Genomic DNA, 17920 nt, shown 5'->3' on the forward strand with positions numbered 1-17920 from the left:
GCTGCCGAATTGAAAGCGAGTCTTCATGAAAATTCACGAATACCAAGGCAAGGACATCTTGCGTCAGTTTGGTGTGCCCGTGCCACGCGGCATCGCGGCCTTCACAGTGCAAGAGGCGGTTGAGGCTGCGCAAAAACTCGGCGGCCCAGTTTGGGTGGTCAAGGCGCAAATCCACGCCGGTGGCCGTGGCAAAGGCGGCGGTGTCAAAGTGGCCAAGAGCATTGATGACGTCAAACGCTTGGCTTCCGAAATTTTGGGCATGCAGCTCAAAACCCACCAAACCGGGCCTGAGGGCCAAAAGGTGCGCCGCCTCTACATCGAAGACGGCGCTGACATCCAAAAAGAATATTACGTGTCCCTGGTCACCGACCGCGCCACGCAGCAAATCGCTTTCATCGCCTCCAGCGAAGGCGGCATGGACATCGAGGAAGTGGCGCACAGCACGCCCGAGAAAATCATCACCGAATTCATCGACCCGCTCACCGGTTTGGGCGACGCGCAAGCCACGAAGATTGCCCAAGCGATTGGCCTGCCCGCCGCCGCCACCGCGCAGGCTGTGGACGTGTTTAAAAAGCTCTACCAGTGCTACATGGACACCGACGCCTCTTTGGTGGAAATCAACCCGCTGAACCGCGACAGCAAAGGCAACATCATCGCGCTGGACGCCAAGTTCAACTTCGACAGCAACGCCTTGTTCCGCCACCCCGACATCGTCGCCTTGCGCGATTTGGACGAGGAAGACCCGGCCGAAGTGGAAGCCTCGAAATTCGATTTGGCCTACATCTCTTTGGACGGCAACATCGGTTGTTTGGTCAATGGCGCTGGCTTGGCCATGGCCACCATGGACACCATCAAGTTGTTTGGTGCCGAGCCCGCCAATTTCTTGGATGTGGGCGGCGGCGCCACCCCCGAAAAAGTCACCGAAGCCTTCAAGATCATGTTGAAAAACCCCAAGGTCAAAGCGATCTTGGTCAACATCTTTGGCGGCATCATGAAATGCGACACCATCGCCCACGGCGTGATCACCGCGTGTAAAGCGGTCAACCTCAGCGTGCCATTGGTGGTGCGCATGAAGGGCACCAACGAAGATTTGGGCAAGAAGATGCTGGCCGAGTCCGGCCTGCCCATCATCAGCGCCGACACCATGGCCGACGCCGCGCAAGCCGTCGTGGCCGCACTGAAAGCTTGAAACATGTCCATCTACATCAATAAAGACACCCGCGTCATCACCCAAGGCATCACCGGTAAAACCGGTCAGTTCCACACCGAAAAATGCCAGGAATACGCCAACGGCCAACAGTGTTTTGTGGCGGGTGTGAACCCCAAGAAGGCTGGCGAATCCATCTTCAACATCCCCATCTACGCCTCGGTGAAAGAAGCCGCGCAGCAAACCGGCGCCACCGTGTCGGTCATTTATGTGCCACCCGCTGGTGCTGCGGACGCCATCTGGGAAGCGGTTGAAGCCGATCTGGACTTGGCGATTTGCATCACCGAAGGCATCCCCGTGCGCGACATGCTGAACGTGCGCAACAAAATGAAGGCCAAGGAAGCCGCAGGCGGCAAACGCACCCTGCTCTTGGGCCCCAACTGCCCCGGCCTCATCACCCCCGACGAAATCAAGATCGGCATCATGCCCGGCCACATCCACCGCAAAGGCCGCATTGGCGTGGTGTCGCGCTCTGGCACGCTCACCTACGAAGCGGTGGCGCAGCTCACCGAAATCGGTTTGGGCCAGTCCAGTGCGGTGGGCATTGGCGGCGACCCGATCAACGGCTTGAAACACATCGACGTCATGCGTGCTTTCAACGACGACCCCGACACCGATGCCGTCATCATGATTGGTGAAATCGGTGGACCGGACGAAGCCGACGCCGCACGCTGGTGCAAAGCCCACATGAAAAAACCCATCGTCGGTTTCATCGCCGGTGTCACCGCACCTGCGGGCAAGCGCATGGGCCACGCTGGTGCGCTCATCAGTGGCGGGGCCGACACGGCCGAAGCCAAGTTGGCGGTGATGGAAGAGTGCGGTTTCAAAATCACCCGCAACCCGTCTGAAATGGGCAAGCTGCTCAAGGCCTTGCTCTAAATGGAACTGCTCAACGACCCCGTTTTTTGGTTGGCCGTTGGTCAAATCATCCTGATCGACATCTTGCTCGGCGGCGACAACGCCATCGTCATCGCCATGGCCTGCCGAAACTTGCCCGAGCACCAACGTCGCCGTGGCATTTTGCTGGGCACCGCTGGGGCCATCATCATCCGCGTCGCCCTGATTGGCGTCGCCCTCACCTTGCTCGGCATTCCCTACTTGAAGCTGGTGGGCGCAGTGTTGCTGATGTGGATCGGCATCAAGCTCTTGACCGACGAGGGCGAAGACCACGAGATCAGCGCCAGCGATAAATTGTGGGCGGCGGTCAAAACCATCGTGGTGGCCGACCTGGTCATGAGCATCGACAACGTGGTGGGTGTGGCCGCGGCGGCGCAAGCCGGCGGCGGCGACCATCAAATGGTGTTGGTGGTGTTTGGTCTGCTCTTTAGCATCCCCATCGTGGTTTGGGGCAGCAGCATCGTGTTGCGCCTGATGGACCGCTTTCCCTGGGTCATCACCTTGGGCGGCATGTTGATGGGTTGGATTGCTGGCACCATGGCCGCCACCGACCCGGCTTTGCAGGCCTACGTGCCCAGCCAGGTGCTGGCCGATGGCGGCTTCAAAGTCGCCAACTGGTTCTACCAAACGGCCGGTGTCTTGGGTGCTGTTTTGGTGATCTTGGTCGGGCAAGCCAAAAAGCGCTATGGCCGGGCCGCTGATTTGAGCCGCGAACTGCCCCCTTAACGTCTCCTGTGAGCTTGGCTCACAGATTCACGATGCGCGACTTCATCCCCGCGCAGCGCTTCGTTTCAACAATGTTTGCTCCATTCAACCCCCAAGGAGCAAACCATGCGCATCTCTACTCAAAGCGGCTTCACCCTGATTGAACTCATGGTGGTGGTCGCCATCATCGGCATCCTCGCCTCGCAAGCCATCCCCGCCTACCAAGACTACAGCGTGCGGGCCCGCGTCAGCGAAGGCCTGCGCTTGGCAGGCATGGCCAAAACCAATGTCATCGACGTGCTGGGCAGTGGCAGCGCCTCCACCAATGGCTATGCGGCTGGGTTCACCGCACCAGCCGCCACGCCCAACCTGTCGAGCATCGCGGTCGAGGCCAAAACCGGCGTCATCACCATCACCACCAGCAAGGCGGCGGGCAACGGCAGTTTGCTCTTGGTGCCGTTCACCGGCACCACCGCGGCCGCCACCGGCTTGCCAGACGCCACGGCCGAATTTGCCGTGCCCGACCAAGGCACCGTCAGCTGGCGCTGCCTGGCCAAAGGCGCCACCGGCCCCACCGGCGTGACACTCGCCGCCGCTGCATCCCTCGAGGCGCGGTATGCGCCCTCCGAGTGCCGCTGACAACGGCACAAGACGTTTTCTTCCTTCCAAAAAAGGGTGCCTCGGCACCCTTTTTTAATACTTTTTGCAAATTTGAGACAAAATTTGCAACTTATTTGATCTATTTGTTGAAATTATTCCTTGTTGATGCATACTAAATACCCTAACAACTTTAAACATGAACACTTAAGGGAGGATCTTCAAGCAACACACACCAGAAAATTGTTCTTTATCTCAAATTAACAACAACTTTTGGATTAGAAACAAATCGCTTTACAAATTTTTTGTAGTTCAATTACACTAAATCATCTTTTTTCATCAGCACCAATCACTTAAGGGAGATATTTCATGCAACCTATAGCAAACAAAATTGCCAAAAAACAAGCCGGTTACAGCTTGGTCGAACTGTCCGTGGCCTTGGCCATCGTAGCGGTCATCTTGGTCGGTGGCCTCATGGGCACCCGCCAAATCCTGTTGACCAACAATGTCAACAACCAACTCAAGGACTCGGCCCAAGTGATTGCCAAAATCACCCGCCAGTTTCAAAACGCATTGACCACCAGCGGCGCCACCAATGAAAACCTGGTGCCCCTGTCTTATTGGCCCCAAGAACGCTTCACCAACACCCAGACCAAAAGTGGCACAGAAACCATCCTCAAGACGGAAGTGCGCGGCGTGATTGCCGGCACCAAGGAACACATCTTTCCGAATTCGGCGGAAATCGGCAAACTCGGCGCAAATTCGGGCTTTGTCTATTACTTTGAGGATGTACCTTCTGCGGCCTGCGCCGACTTGGTCAGCGGCTTGGACAACATGGCCTATGCCATCTACGCTGGCAGCGCCAGTGGTGCTACGCCCTCAGGCGCAAAGCCTAGCAGTAATGAAGTCAAAAAGCCCGATGACGCCACCATCAGTCCGACCGAACTGGGCAAAGGCTGCAGTTCCGTGAACCCACTGGTGGATATCGCGGCCATCATCCGTTTGTGAACCACGCCATCACCCAAGGAGTTCACATGAAATACACACACACAGGGCCACGTGCCCAACAACAAGGCTTCACCTTGGTCGAACTGGGCATCAGCATGGTCTTGATCGCCAGCATGGTGTTGGCCGGCTTTTATGTGGTCAAGCGCATCCGAACCGATGCCGCGATCAACGCTGCCATCGCCAGTGCCAATGTCAGCATGAACAAAGCAAACGCCGCCTTCTCTGGCAGCGACTCCACCGCAGGCGCCAACTTGACCACCTTGGCAGCCATGAATATCTGGCCCAAGGAGCGGCTAACCATCTCAGAGGTTAAATCGGGTACGGGCGCGAATGAAAGGGTTGTGTCTAGAGCGGTCACCAACATCAAGGGCCATTTCAGCGGCTCCGAAGAAATGATGTGGGCTGATGGCAACAACTCTACGCCAGCAAACAGTGGCTTCATTTACCACTTGTGGCGTGTACCCCAAGAAGCCTGCCTGCCCCTGATTAAAAACATGGCCTTGCATCCCACCACCAGGTCAATCCTTGCGGGCGCCCACAGCTCAACCAGACCAGTAGCTGGTTATGGTGTTGGCAAGGCGGCTGTCAAAACAGGCACTGGTGCTTTGAATTTGGCCGCTGCAGCCCAAGCATGCATGATGGATCAAAGGGTCGACATCGCCGTGCAATTCGATAAATCCTGAGAACTGTTGACAGAGGGTTGACAGCTTTTGCCGCAGCCTGGGCCCTGGTCCTTGCTGCGGTTTTTTTATGCCGCCCAACAAGTCCCTAAAAAGAACTAAAACAATAAAAATAACAAAAAACAAACCAAATACAAAGTATTCCATAAATACAACAAGTACTCAAAAAACTATAAAAAACACTGGATAAGTACTTTTAACTCTATTAAACTAGGTTCACTTCACGCAAAGAGGTCTTTAAGAGTATGTATCACAGGCATTACAAATCATTAAGCAGTGCACTGCTGCTGGCTGTGGCCACCAGCTGTGTGCTGGCTGCGCCGCTGAAAGTGGCAGACATGGAGAAAAAAATCGAGCTCGATGTCGAGTGGATCACCAGCCCCAAACCCACCATCCAGGCGGACAACCCGCAACCCGGCGCGGCCCCCGTGTGGCCCGAAGAGCAATCCGCGCAATGGGAGATTCAACGGCTCGACAAAACCTTGTCCACCGTGATGGCACGCTGGTCGCAAAAGGCTGGTTGGCAGTTGGTGTGGGACGCCGAGCGCGACTTTCCAATCGAAAACCACATCATGTTGGAAGGCACCTTTGTGCAAGTGGTGCAAACCGTCATGGACTCCTTGAACGACTCGGACTACCCGCTGCAAGCCGCCTTGAACCCCTCGACCCGGGTGATACGCATCACCCGCTATCTCGAACCGCGCAGAAAGTAAACACCATGAACAAGTTGCAACATGTGCTGGTCTTGCTCGTCGCTTTGTCGGTGATGGGCTGCGCCAGTGTCTATGAGAAAAAAGCCGAAGCCGACCACAGCGAGGTGCTGGAGCGCTCGAACAAAGCCAATGCGCAATTGCGGGCCAACCAAGACAAACCGCAGCTGGTGGTGCTCGACAACGTACCGCGTTTCACCCGCCAGTCGATCCCGTTTCAAAACACCCAGTTGCTGCCCGCGCACATCGGCCGGGTCACGCTGCGCATGCCGGGGCGGCAAAACCTGCCGACCATTGCCAACCTGATCGAACGCTTGACCGGCATTCCTGTCACCGTGGCGGCCGACGCCCTGCTGCCCCTGAGTCAATTCGCGCCGCAAGCTGAATCGGCGAATGCGCCTGGCGGACCCGCCGCAGCCCCAGCTGTGCCCACCACCAAGACCAAGTCAGAAGCTGCCAAGTTGCAATCTGCCGCGCAAGGGATTCAAAAAGCCGGTGGGCCCAAGCAATGGGTGGATGCCGATGAAAACGAACCCGGCTTGGAACTGAATTACCAAGGCAGCTTGGCAGGCTTGCTCGATTTGGTGGCCACGCACAACGACCTGCAATGGCTGTATGCCAACGGCAAGATCCATCTCTACCGCGTGGTGACCCGCACCTTGTTGGTGAAAACCTTGCCCGCTGGCAGCGCTGAAGCCAGCGCAGGCGGCAAAGAAGAGGGAGGTGGTGATGACGTCTTGACAGGCGTGGAGAAAACCATGCGCGGCATGTTGTCGCGCCACGGCCGCTTGCAGCTCGATGCCAGTTTGGGCTCCATCACGGTCAGCGACTCCTTCACCAATGTGCAAGCCATGGAGCGGCACTTGGACAGCATCAACCGCCAGCTCAGTCGGCAAGTGGCGCTCACGGTCGAGGTGCTGCAAATCACGCTCAGCAATGAAAACCAATCCGGCATCGACTGGAACTTTGTCACCAACACCGTCAAGCTGGGCACCCTCAGTTTCAATGGCCCCGGTGGATTGCCGACGGGCCCTGGCAACATCAGTCTGGTGAAAACCGGTGACAGTGGAAATAACACCTTGCTGTTGCGGGCCCTCGAAAAATTTGGCCGTGTCAGCACCTCCTACTCCAGCGTCATCACCACCATGAACCGCCAAGCCGTGCCGCTGGGATCGGTCAGCACGCAAAGTTATTTGAAGCAAAGCACACCGGCCATCACCGCCTCGGCCAGCGGTGTGCCGGTGGTCGGTCAATCGGGCCTCACCCCTGGCGAATTCACCACCGGCTTCACCTTGAACCTGTTGCCCATCGTGCTCGATTCCAACCATGTGCTGTTGAAAGCGGGCATCACCCTGAGCACGCTGAAGGAGCTCGCCACTTTCACCAGTGGCGAAGGCAGCGCCAAGCAATCGATTCAACAACCGAATATTTCCCAGTTCACGACCCAGCAAAAAATGATGGTCAAGTCGGGCGACACGATTGTGCTGAGCGGTTTTGAAAACGAAACCACGGAAAGCCGCCAAAGCGATTTGGTGCGCAAAACCGTGCCCGGCACCAAGGACAGCAACCGCAACAAAAGCACCTTGGTGGTTTTGATCACCCCCCGTTTGTTGAACTGAAGCGGGCCCAGACCATGTCCTTTGTGCAAACCTTGAAAGCCTTGTTTGTCAAGCCGCCAAAGTCGTTGGCGGATGTGTTGAGCGCACCAGCAGCGCCTGCGGCCAAACCCATCACGCCAAGCGCGGCAGCCGCTGCAAAAACAGCAGCGAACACAGCTGCACCAGATTGGCAGAACAACCAAGCCCGGCGCATCGTCATCGAGCAAAAGCAATACATCTTTGGCTTGGATTGGCGTTTGCTGCCACCCACCCGCACCTTGGCCCGCAGCATGAAATTGGCCAAGCAAGAAGGCATGGGCTTTTATGTCTTGTCTGAAATGGAAGACTTGATGGGCAGCACCACCGCGCTGCCCAAAACCCGCGGCACCAAGTATTCAGCCGCGATGCACTTGGCCAGCAAGATGTCGCAAGGCGGCCTCGAGTTGTACGCCTTCGCCCTGCCCAAAGGCGCGTATGCGGTGGTGGCCATCAATGAATCGCGTCCGATTCCAGGGTTTGACTTTGTCGGCCCGTTTGCGCCTGCGAAAGAATTGATCGAAGAGTTTCAAGCCATTCAGGCCGGGCATCCGGTGCGGGGTGTGGGCAATGCCGGTTTGATCGAAGGCGAAGAAACCATCGAACCCGAAGACATCTTCGGCGAACCAGCCAAACAAGCCCGCATCAAAGCCATCCCGGGCACCCGCAGCACCACCTGGCTCATCGGTTTGGCGCTGCTGTTGGCAATGGGGTTTGCCGCAGCCATGTACTGGTTAGAAGCACAACGCGAAGCGGTGATGCAAGAAGTCAAACGCGATGAGGTCAATCCAGTCATCGCCTACCGCACCAGCTTGCAACAAGCCTTGCAGGCCTTGCCGCCAAGCGGCCCGGGCCTGTTGAAAAACTGGTTGACCACCATCAACAACATCCCCGTCACCAACCAGGGCTGGCGTCTGACCAAAGTCGAATGCAAGCCCAGCAACTGCAACGCCCAATGGGAGCGTGTGTTTGGTTCTTACGCCGATTTTCACAAGCACTTGCCACCCTACACCGACAGCGTGAAAGAAGTGCAGGCCGGTGCAGACCCTTTGCAAGCCAGCATCCTTACCACCCACAGCTTGCCCCCCAGCGCGGGCGCAATAGCGCCACCCGTCACCAGCTTGCACTACAGCGTCTTGCCCAGCCAGCAACAGGGCTTGCGTGAACTCTCCAGCCAATTTCAAGAACTTGCGCTGCTCGGGCCTATGAAAGCCAGCCTGACACCGCCCCAGTTGTTTGGGGGCAGCGGTCAGGTGGATGAAGTGAAAGAAGTCGTGGCCAGTGGCGACTGGGCTGTGGAGCACGAACTGTGGGTGTTGCCCGAAATCAGCATCGCCCCCTACATGGTGACCAAAAGCTTGGTGATGAATTTCGCCACCGACAAAGGTCAAACCACCACCTCATACCGATTGGAAGGAAGCTACTATGTTCAACAGCGTTGATGCACATGCGCGTTGTGTCGCCGCCATTTTGGTGATGGGCAGTGTGCACATGGCCATGGCACAGCCCAGCAGCGTGGGCGAGTTGATTGCCAAAAGCAAGGCCCTCAAAACCCAAGAGTTGCAAGGTGCAACCCCGCCCAAATCCGCCAGCACCAGCAGTAACAAAACCAAGGCCAAACCTGTGCCTGCCAGCAAGCCCAAACTCTGGTCCATCACCGGTGTAGATGCGCAACTCACTGCGGTGCTGTTGCACCAGCAAAAAGCCTACACGGTGCACAGCACCCAACTGCCCGCCGATGTGGGTCCGTGGCAGGTGACGGACATCAGCGACCAGCAGGTTTGGTTGGTTGAGACCAAAGCGGTGGCCAACAAACGCCAAGTGCTGGTGTTGCAAGCCCCGGACCAAGACACCAAGTTGGATGGCTATTTGCAAGCCCTGCAAAAAAACACCATCCACGATGATGGCTTGGCAAGCTTGCTGTCGCGTCCGCCCAAGCCACAAGCGTCCCCTTTGCCCCAAGCCTTGGACAAAAATGCAGACGATGTTGCGCCTGCAGCCAGCAGCCAAACCGCAACACCATGAACACCACGGCGTCAGCACCCAAGGCCAGCCTGCGCAACTCGGGCCACATCCATGACTACACGATGCTGCCAGCATTCGTGAAAATTTTGTCGCACGGTGAAACCCCCAGCATTGAACTGCACAAGGCCAAACACAAAGCCATGGCCGCCATGGCCACGGCACAAAACACGTTTTTTGTACTGAGCATCCAAGGTGAAAACGGCAGCACCGCCTGGTTTCATTTGATTGAACAGGGCAAGCGTTTGGGCTTGGGGTTCGCTGGCGCCTACACCTGCACCACCGAAATTTTGCACACCTTGCTGCAAGAGCATGTGTATGAAAAAGACGCCATCAAAGCCAACAAACTCAAGGAAGAAGAGCGCCTGGTTTTGCAAACCATGGTGGCCGACTCCACGCCCATCGATTGGTTGAAAACCACGGTGGCGCGGTGCTTGAAATTGGATGCGACCGACATCCACTTTGAAGTGCAAAACGACTATGCCCGTTTGCGGATTCGCCGTGACGGCATCATGCGCAAGGTCACGCACTTTCCCTCGCGCGTGGTCAACAACGGCTTGGCGGCCGGCTACACCATCTTGGCCGAAGAAGGCTCGCGCTCGGAAGTGGCGTTCAATTCCTTGGCGGTGCAGTCGGCCATGATTCCGCTGGAGGTGCATGGCCAAAAAGTGTTGCTGCGCTACCAAAGCCATCCCACGGTGGGCGGCTATGACGCCATCATGCGGGTGTTGCGTGTAGGGGATGCCCACAAAACCCGCTTGCCCAGTTTGGAGGGCTTGGGTTACACAAGGTGGCAACTCGAACGCATTCAAGAAGCCACCGCCTCGGCTTGGGGCGGCGTGTTCGTGGCGGGCATCACCGGTTCGGGCAAAACCACCACGCTCAGTTCTTTGCTAAGTCAACTGGCCAAAGACGGTCAACGCAAAATCATTTCGATTGAAGACCCGGTGGAATACCAGGTGCCGGGCGTCAACCATTTTTCGATCCGCCGCAAAACCCACGACCCCAAGGCCAACCCCTTTGAAGAAGCCATGCTGGCGTTTTTGCGCATGGACCCGGATGTCGGCATGTTTGGCGAGATCCGCGATCAAATGTCGGGCCACATGGCGCATGCCGCCATCCAAACCGGCCACAAACTCCTCACCACGGTGCATGCCACCTCGGCCTTGGGCATCATCGCGCGATTGACCTCGCAGCACATTGGTTTGATCCGCGATGACGTGTGCACCCCCGACTTCTTGTCCATCTTGGTCTACCAGGTGTTGGTGCCTAAAAACTGTGTGCATTGCAGCGTACCCGCCTTGCAGGTGATGGACCCGCAGGCTTTGGCGGCCTACGAAAAATACTTCAAGCTCGACCCGAGCCAGTTCCGCTGCGCCAGCGACAGCGGTTGCACGCATTGCCAAGTGAATGGTTTGGAAAACACCGACAACGTGCATGTCGGTGTGCATGGCGTCAAGGTGTGTGCCGAGGTGATTCCGATCACCACCGAGTTGATGCACCTGATGCACCTGATGCGCAAACGCGAAGACATTCAAGCCCGAGAACTCTGGTTGTCGCAGCGTCAATCGCGCTTTGATGAAGAAGACATGCTGGGCAAAGAGGCCTGGGGCCATGCTTTGTATGAAATGTCGCGCGGTGTGTTGGACCCCTATCACTTCGAGCGCACCTTCGGCCCACCCGCCATCTTGGCCTCTTCACGCAATATCCACTGAACCATGTCGCAACTCCTGGACAAGATCAACCTGTACTTGGCGCGTCGCGACCTGCACCGGCGGCGTGCCGCGTTTTATTACGACTTGGGCGCCACCTTGCAAGACCGGGTGCCACTGGTTACCACCTTGAACAAATACCACACGCGGGCGCGCAGCCGCAAACCCACCACCGCCTTGATGTACCTGACCATGCTGCGCGGTTTGCAAATGGGTTCCTTGTCACAAGCCTTGTCGGGCATTGCCTCACCGGTGGAGCAAACCCTGATTGACGCCACCCAGGCCTCGGGAGACGCCACCATGGCCGAGGGCCTGGTGTTCATGTCGATGACGGTGGAGAAAACCGACGCGATGGTCTCGACCATGCGCAAAGCCGTGGCCTATCCGCTGACCTTGCTCACCATGTTCTTGGCCATGATGGTGGGTTTTGCGGTCACGGCGGTGCCCATCTTGGCCGAGATGATGCCGCCAGAAAAATGGCCCCTGTTGGGTCGCATGCTCTATAGCGTGTCCATGGTCATCACCAACTACGGCGTTTGGATTGGCTTGCTATTTGTGAGCTTGATCGCCGCTTTTTTGGTCGCGTTGCCGCGTTGGACCGGCCCTGTGCGCATGCGCCTGGACCGCTATTTGCCTTTCAGCATTTACCGCGATTACGCCAGTTCCTTGTTGCTGATTTCCTTGTCCTCCATGATGCGCTCGGGCGTGTCTTTGCGCTCGGCGCTAGAGCGCAGCATGAAGTTCAGCTCGCCCTGGTTGCGCTGGCACATCCGCAAAATCATGGCGAACCTGTCCAAGCCAAACACGCCTTTTTTCGGCCAAGCTTTCAGCACCGGTGTGATGAGCCAAGAGATGGAAGACCGGGTGCAAGACGCCTCCGAGCGGCGCGATCCGGTGGAAGCCTTTGTGCGCATGGGTGTGGGTTCGATCGACCGCATGGTGGTGGCCATGGAAGACCGCGCCAGCATCCTCAGCCGCGGCATGGTCATGGTTTGCGGCCTGATCTTGGCCTTCATGATGGCGGGTTTTTTCTCCACCACCATGGCGCTGCAACAAGGCATCAAAGAGTCCACCCGCGAGATGCAGGTTCAGCAGCCATGAAACAGCACGCCCAAACAGGCTTCACCTTGCTTGAGTTGACGGTGGTGATCGCCTTGCTCAGCGCCCTGGTGGTGTCGCTCACCATGGGCATGAACGTCTACTACAAGCGGATGCAAACCCAGTTGGTGGGCAAGCAATACCAGCTTGTCAATGCGGCGGTGGGTGACTACATGGGTGTGCACTACCAAGCCTTGAGCGCCTTGCCTGCCGACTGCGGCCAGATTGCTTTGGCCAAGGACAACTCGTTGGCCGATTCGGACAGTATTCGCGATGGCCTGTGCAGCCTGAGTCTGCCGGTGGCGGCAAGCGCGGTGAATCTGGTCAACGGTTTACAGCCGACCTTGGAAGAATTGAAAAACCTGCGCCTGCTGGACCGCGCCACCAACACCAGTTTGATGCTGCCTTCCTTGGAGGTGGTGGCCACCTCGGTGTCAGGCGTGTCCAGCAGCACCATGGCAGCGCGCAGCTTGGCAGTGCAAATCACCAAAACCTGTCCGACCCCAGACTGTGCAGCAGGGGTGCAACTCAGCAGCCTGGTGTTCAACGCCCAGCCCTATGTGTTTGGCAGCGACAAGCTCAAGCGCTATGGTTTTGATCTGGTGGATGAGTTGCTGATCGCCGCTGGCGCCGACGCTGCTTTTTCGCACCCTGTGGCCGAGGGAGAGAACAGCGAGCTGCGTGCCAGCCAAGACCTGTATGTGATGAACAACCCGATCCGTGACCACAGCACCACCCGCTCCAGCGCCTTGGGATTGCCCGGCATCTTGGCCGTGCGCAATGGCTTTGGCAGCAGCACCTTGGCCCAGTACGCCCGACGCGATGGCACCAGCAAAGTCACAGGCCGATGGGACTTTGATGGCAACCCCATCATCGGCTTGAGCAGCTTGTCGGCCTCGGGTGTGAGCAGTGTCACCAGCAGCACCACCAGCTTGGCCGTGAACGGCACGGCGCAGGTGCAAAGCCTGCAAGCCCAGAACATCTCGGCCCTGAAACTGAAACTGCCGGCCGCCGTCGCCGATGCCGAATGCAACCCCGCGCTGGAGTCGATGGGCCTGTCGAGCGCCCACCAACTGCTGGTGTGCGTCGACAACAAATGGACCATCTACACCCCTTGAACCGCATGGAGACACCACCATGAATGCCATCCGAGAATTGCTATCCAATCCGTTGTTGAAGCCCGAGAGCTTGTTTCAAGACCAGCATCTGGGCATGGGCATCCAGTTGCAATTTCGCACCCTGCGTGTCTTGATCACCCATGCCATGCCACTCACCCATCCGCTGGTGCCCGGGCAGTTTGTGTTTGGCGTCATGGCCAAGGTCAACCCCTCGTCGGGTGCGGCTTTGTGCGCGGCGCATTTGGCGCAAGACCACATCTTTGTGCTGCGCATCCAAGACTTGGAAGCTTTGCCCGAGCCCGGCAGCCGTGAGTACACCTTGTGTCAACGCCTGTGGCCGCAGGCCATTCCCCCGTTGGAAGAGTCCTTGGGGGTGATGCGCTGCGAGGTGTTGGGTGCGTTTGAAGCGGGCAGCTTGCCCGGGGATCCGCCGAGGTTTTCCAGCACCATGCATGTGCAAGATGTGGCGCACCGCATGCACGTGTACCGCGCCGACCGCGCGGTGATGGAGACCCTGGTCAACAGCACCGTGCCGCCCAAAGGCCGGATCAATTTTGGTTTGGTGCGGGCAGGCGAAGACAAAAGTTATTTGGCCGACCCGCACAACGCCTACATCTCGATGATGGATATTCGGGGCAAACGCACCGCCATGTTTGGCAAAACCCGGTTGGGCAAATCGAATGTGGTCAAGCTGATTGTGCAAGGCATGTTGGAAGTGACGGAGAAAGACCCGCATGTGGGCCAAATCATTTTTGACGTGAACGGCGAGTACGCCAACACCAACCCGCAAGACGGCGACTCGGCGATTGCCACGGCCTATAAAGACCGATGCTTGCCGTATTTTTTGAAAAACATGGACGGCAACCCCGATGCGCTGCTGCTGCGCTTTAATTTTTACGAGCGCACCTACGATGCCTTCGAGGTGTTGCAGCAACTGTTGCCGCCAGAGGTCAACCAAGTGGACGCGCTGCGCAACCTCTACACCTGCAGCCTGCCCAAACTCGAGCGCTATGAGCACGAGCACGAAGCGCAATTGCAACGCCGTTTGCGCAAGGTGATGATTTTTTGGGCCATTTTGCACACCGCTGGTTTTGAAAGCGACACCTTGAAGATCAAGGCCTGGTTGCAGTCCTTGGGTTTGAGTCAACCGTTCAACCCTTGCTTTTCACAAAACCTGCGCAAAGCGGCATACTTGGCCCACACCAAATTGCCGCCGCCATCGGCCCCGTTCAACTTCACCACCATGGCTTATGAAATGCGCACGATTGCCAGCTTCATGCAGCAATACCCGAACGACCCGAGCTTGAACAGCAATGGTTATTTCATCTTCGATGAAGACGAGCAAATCATGTGCAAATTCTTGTGCGCCGGTTTGGGCGAAGGGCCCGATTTGTTGCGCACTTGCTTGGAGTTTCACAGCCCGTCGGCCACCGACTTCACCACCGACATCATCGATGGCTTGAGCGCCGCCAAAACCGTGGTCATCAATTTGGGCAGCGCCAACGAGCAAATCATCCGCTACTTCGCCAAGAGCATTTGCTTGTCCATCTTCCGCGAGCAAGAGCGCAAATTTGTCAGCAACCAACTGAACGGGCGCTATGTGCAAATTTACTTTGAAGAAGCGCACATGATTTTTCCGCCCAATGCCGGGACCGTGATTGACGTGTATTCGCGCTTTGCCAAAGAGGGCGCCAAGTTCAATATTGGCATCGTCTACAGCACCCAGTCGCCCACCACGGTCAACCGCGACCTGTTGTCGCAAACCGAAAACTTCTTCATCGGCCACTTGTCCAGCGAAACCGAAGCCGACTACCTGAGTTCGGTGCAATCGGCCTTCAAAGGCCGCGAAGACACCATCATGCGCAACCGCACCCCGGGCTGGATGCAAATGCTGACCTATTCGCACCGGTATGTGGTGCCGATCCAGGCGTATCGGTATGAAGGGCGGCAGCAGTTTGTGTTGCCGTCGCAGGTTTAAGCCACAAAACTCCCGCTCTTCCCGCCATGCTTTTCCATCAGCTTCACGCTGGTGATGGTCATGCCGCGGTCCACCGCTTTGCACATGTCGTACACGGTCAGCAAGGCCACTTGCACGGCGGTGAGCGCTTCCATTTCCACGCCGGTTTGGCCATGCGTTTCCACGGTGGCGGTGCAGCGCACGCTTGGTGGGTTGTGCGCCATTTCAAAGTCCAGCGCCACGCGGGTCAAGGCCAGCGGATGGCACAGCGGAATCAGGTCGCTGGTTTTCTTGGCGGCCTGAATGCCGGCGATGCGGGCAATGCCAATCACATCGCCTTTTTTGGCGTTGCCGCTCTCAATCAGCGCCAGGGTGGCGGGCAGCATTTGAATCTCGCCGCTGGCCACAGCGATGCGGTGGGTGGTGGTCTTGGGGCCAACGTCCACCATGTGGGCTTGGCCTTGGGCGTCAAAGTGGGTCAGGGACATGGGCAATCGTTTTCAAGGGTGAAACTGTGAGGGCTGGGTGGCGCAAGTGCCGCCAGTTAACATCGTTCCCCCATCATACGGTCCCGCCCTCTCGCAGCCATGACACCCTTCGCCCGTTTGCGCCCCATCGCCCTTGGCTTGGCCTTGGCGTGCGCGGTGCCAAGCTGGGGGGTGCAGGCCCAGCCGAATGCATCCCGCTTGCCCAATATCGGGGACGGCAACAGCATGAGCGTGGCGCAAGAGCGCCGTTTGGGCGAGTCCATCATGCGCCAGCTGATGACGGATGCCGACTACCTGGACGACCCCGTGTTTGTCGATTACTTGCAAGGCATTTGGTGGCCGCTGCGTGACGCGGCCAGTCAACTCGGCCAAATGCCGCCCGAGCTGGCAGACGCTTTCTCGTGGGACCTGCTGCTGGTTCGTGACAAAAGCGTGAACGCGTTCGCGCTCCCCGGTGGTTACATGGGGGTGCACCTGGGGCTGATCGCTGCCGTGTCCAACCGCGACGAGCTCGCCTCGGTCATGGGCCATGAACTCAGCCACGTCACGCAACGCCACATCGCCCGCATGCAAGACCAGCAAGGCAAGCAAACGCCGTTCTTGGTGGGCGCCATGATCTTGGGCGTGCTGGCGGCCAGCCGCAGCCCGGACGCGGCCAATGCCCTGATCATGGGTGGCAGCGCGGGTGCGGCGCAAGGCCAGTTGAATTTCTCACGGGACATGGAGCGTGAAGCCGACCGCTTGGGCTTCAACGTCATGAGCCAAGCCGGGTTCAACACCCAAGGCATGGTCGGCATGTTTCAAAAGCTGGGCCAAGCGGCCCGTTTGAACGACAGCGGCGGCTTTCCGTATTTGCGCAGCCACCCGCTCACCACCGAACGCATTGGCGACATGCAGTCGCGCATCGGCTTGAACCCGTCCCAAGCCAGCCCCACCAGTTTGGAACACGCCATGATGGCCGCGCGGGCGCGGGGCTTGTTGGCTACGCGGGTCGACGCGGTGCAAGTTCTGGTGTTGGCCTTGGAAAAAGATTTCAAACCCGAGTTGCCCTTGGCGCAACAAGCCGGTTTGTTGTATGCCGGTGCCATGGCCTACACCCAACAAGGCCAGGCGGCGAAGGCGCGGGATGCGGTGACGCGTTTGTTGGCATTGAGTCGTGAAGACCCGGCCGGTGCCCGCGCCGCGCAATGGTTGGCGCAAGACACCGAGCGCAGATTAGGCAACCCGCAAGGCTGTGTACAAGCCCTGCCTGCACAAACTGAAAACAGACCGCTGTTGCTCTTGCGCACCCAATGCCAGTTGGCCTTGCAACAAGCCACTGCGGCAAAAAGCGCGTCTGAAGCCATGCAACTTTGGTTGGCCGAACACCCGCGCGATGGCTTGGCCTGGGACTTGGCCACCCAGGCCCTGAACCAAACCGGTGAAGGCTTGCGGGCTTTGCGCGCTGATGCCGAGTCCCGTGCGGTGCGCTGGGATGAAAGTGGCGCCATCGACCGTTTGCGGGCCGCGCAAGCCTTGTCCAAACGCCTGAGCCAAGAGGGCCGTTTGGACCGCGCCGGTCAAATGGAGTCCTCCATCATTGACAGCCGAATGCGCAGCTTGGAAGCGCAGCGGCGCGAACTCTTGCGCCCGCAAAATTAAGCACCCATGAGCAGCATCCACATCACCGACATCGAGTCGGCCATCAACCATTGGCGAGCTTTGAAACCCTCACCCGATGGCGTGACCTTGGCACCCGAGTTGCGTGCTTTGGCCGAGGTGTACGCCTTGATGATTTACCACCGCCAAGACGAAGCCGCCGAAAAAGGCTTTCCGGCCAAAGCCTTTGCGGCTTGGCGAGCCTGGTATGACACCACGGCCGATACGCCGTGCATTGCGATTTGCTCGACCAGCCAAGGCGACCCGTTGTGCAAAGGCTGTGGCCGCACCTTTGAAGAGGTGCAGTACTGGACCGAGATGAGCCCCGGGGCCAAGCGCCAAGTGTGGCGGCGCATCACCTTGCATGGGGATTCGTGGCGCTTCAACCGCTACGCCGAACGCGCCCCGGATGTGCAAGCGGCCATGCCGCCTGCTGCGGCTTGAATTGA

Annotated in this window: 17 protein-coding genes; 16 read left to right on the forward strand and 1 reads right to left on the reverse strand. The window is 58.0% G+C overall.

Annotation, left to right across the window (positions count from 1 at the left end):
* The first annotated feature begins 25 nt into the window (after window positions 1-25).
* The 14 genes from sucC (at window position 26) to AC8GFP_RS06795 (ending at window position 15366) form a co-directional block, all read left to right on the forward strand.
* Window positions 26-1189, forward strand: a complete 1164-nt coding sequence (gene sucC, locus AC8GFP_RS06730; RefSeq protein WP_506611539.1) for an ADP-forming succinate--CoA ligase subunit beta — start codon at window positions 26-28, stop codon at window positions 1187-1189.
* A gap of 3 nt (window positions 1190-1192) precedes the next feature.
* Window positions 1193-2086, forward strand: coding sequence for a succinate--CoA ligase subunit alpha (gene sucD, locus AC8GFP_RS06735; RefSeq protein ID WP_506611541.1), 894 nt, complete (start codon window positions 1193-1195; stop codon window positions 2084-2086).
* The gene (locus tag AC8GFP_RS06740) at window positions 2087-2830 is read left to right on the forward strand and encodes a TerC family protein (RefSeq protein WP_506611543.1); all 744 of its coding nucleotides are present in this window, start codon (window positions 2087-2089) and stop codon (window positions 2828-2830) included.
* A 105-nt stretch (window positions 2831-2935) separates the two neighbouring features.
* Window positions 2936-3448 (forward strand): pilin, encoded by a 513-nt coding sequence (locus AC8GFP_RS06745; RefSeq protein WP_506611545.1) that lies wholly within the window; start codon window positions 2936-2938, stop codon window positions 3446-3448.
* A 327-nt stretch (window positions 3449-3775) separates the two neighbouring features.
* A complete protein-coding gene (locus tag AC8GFP_RS06750; protein ID WP_506611547.1) occupies window positions 3776-4414 on the forward strand; it encodes a PulJ/GspJ family protein in 639 nt (212 codons plus the stop codon).
* A gap of 26 nt (window positions 4415-4440) precedes the next feature.
* Window positions 4441-5097 carry a hypothetical protein gene (locus AC8GFP_RS06755; RefSeq protein WP_506611549.1) on the forward strand — a complete coding sequence of 219 codons (657 nt, stop codon included), beginning with the start codon at window positions 4441-4443 and terminating at the stop codon, window positions 5095-5097.
* Between the two features lie 242 nt (window positions 5098-5339).
* On the forward strand, window positions 5340-5807 hold the full coding sequence (locus AC8GFP_RS06760) for a toxin co-regulated pilus biosynthesis Q family protein (protein WP_506611551.1): 468 nt from the start codon (window positions 5340-5342) through the stop codon (window positions 5805-5807).
* 5 nt (window positions 5808-5812) lie between these two features.
* Window positions 5813-7423: a secretin GspD/PilQ domain-containing protein gene (locus tag AC8GFP_RS06765; RefSeq protein WP_506611553.1), complete on the forward strand. Its 1611-nt coding sequence runs from the start codon at window positions 5813-5815 to the stop codon at window positions 7421-7423.
* 14 nt (window positions 7424-7437) lie between these two features.
* On the forward strand, window positions 7438-8880 hold the full coding sequence (gene pilO2 / locus AC8GFP_RS06770) for a type 4b pilus protein PilO2 (RefSeq protein ID WP_506611555.1): 1443 nt from the start codon (window positions 7438-7440) through the stop codon (window positions 8878-8880).
* Window positions 8864-9463: a hypothetical protein gene (locus tag AC8GFP_RS06775; RefSeq protein WP_506611557.1), complete on the forward strand. Its 600-nt coding sequence runs from the start codon at window positions 8864-8866 to the stop codon at window positions 9461-9463. The genes pilO2 and AC8GFP_RS06775 overlap by 17 nt, the downstream gene beginning before the upstream one ends.
* Window positions 9460-11175: a GspE/PulE family protein gene (locus AC8GFP_RS06780; RefSeq protein WP_506611559.1), complete on the forward strand. Its 1716-nt coding sequence runs from the start codon at window positions 9460-9462 to the stop codon at window positions 11173-11175. The genes AC8GFP_RS06775 and AC8GFP_RS06780 overlap by 4 nt, the downstream gene beginning before the upstream one ends.
* Before the next feature lie 3 nt (window positions 11176-11178).
* Window positions 11179-12273 (forward strand): type II secretion system F family protein, encoded by a 1095-nt coding sequence (locus AC8GFP_RS06785; protein WP_506611561.1) that lies wholly within the window; start codon window positions 11179-11181, stop codon window positions 12271-12273.
* The gene (locus AC8GFP_RS06790; RefSeq protein ID WP_506611563.1) at window positions 12270-13388 is read left to right on the forward strand and encodes a type II secretion system protein; all 1119 of its coding nucleotides are present in this window, start codon (window positions 12270-12272) and stop codon (window positions 13386-13388) included. The genes AC8GFP_RS06785 and AC8GFP_RS06790 overlap by 4 nt, the downstream gene beginning before the upstream one ends.
* Window positions 13389-13407: 19 nt before the next feature.
* A complete protein-coding gene (locus tag AC8GFP_RS06795; RefSeq protein ID WP_506611564.1) occupies window positions 13408-15366 on the forward strand; it encodes a helicase HerA domain-containing protein in 1959 nt (652 codons plus the stop codon).
* On the opposite strand, the gene moaC is transcribed toward AC8GFP_RS06795, so the two are convergent.
* Entirely contained in the window at window positions 15363-15833 is a 471-nt protein-coding gene (gene moaC / locus AC8GFP_RS06800) for a cyclic pyranopterin monophosphate synthase MoaC (protein WP_506611565.1), read from the reverse strand. The genes AC8GFP_RS06795 and moaC overlap by 4 nt on opposite strands.
* A gap of 99 nt (window positions 15834-15932) precedes the next feature.
* On the opposite strand from moaC, the gene AC8GFP_RS06805 reads away from it, so the two are divergent.
* A complete protein-coding gene (locus AC8GFP_RS06805; RefSeq protein ID WP_506611566.1) occupies window positions 15933-17474 on the forward strand; it encodes a M48 family metalloprotease in 1542 nt (513 codons plus the stop codon).
* A 6-nt stretch (window positions 17475-17480) separates the two neighbouring features.
* Window positions 17481-17915 (forward strand): DUF3717 domain-containing protein, encoded by a 435-nt coding sequence (locus tag AC8GFP_RS06810; protein WP_506611567.1) that lies wholly within the window; start codon window positions 17481-17483, stop codon window positions 17913-17915.
* Window positions 17916-17920 lie beyond the last annotated feature (5 nt).

The organism is Limnohabitans simekii (SeqCode) (assembly GCF_965234735.1).
Taxonomy (GTDB): Bacteria; Pseudomonadota; Gammaproteobacteria; order Burkholderiales; family Burkholderiaceae_C; genus Limnohabitans; species Limnohabitans simekii.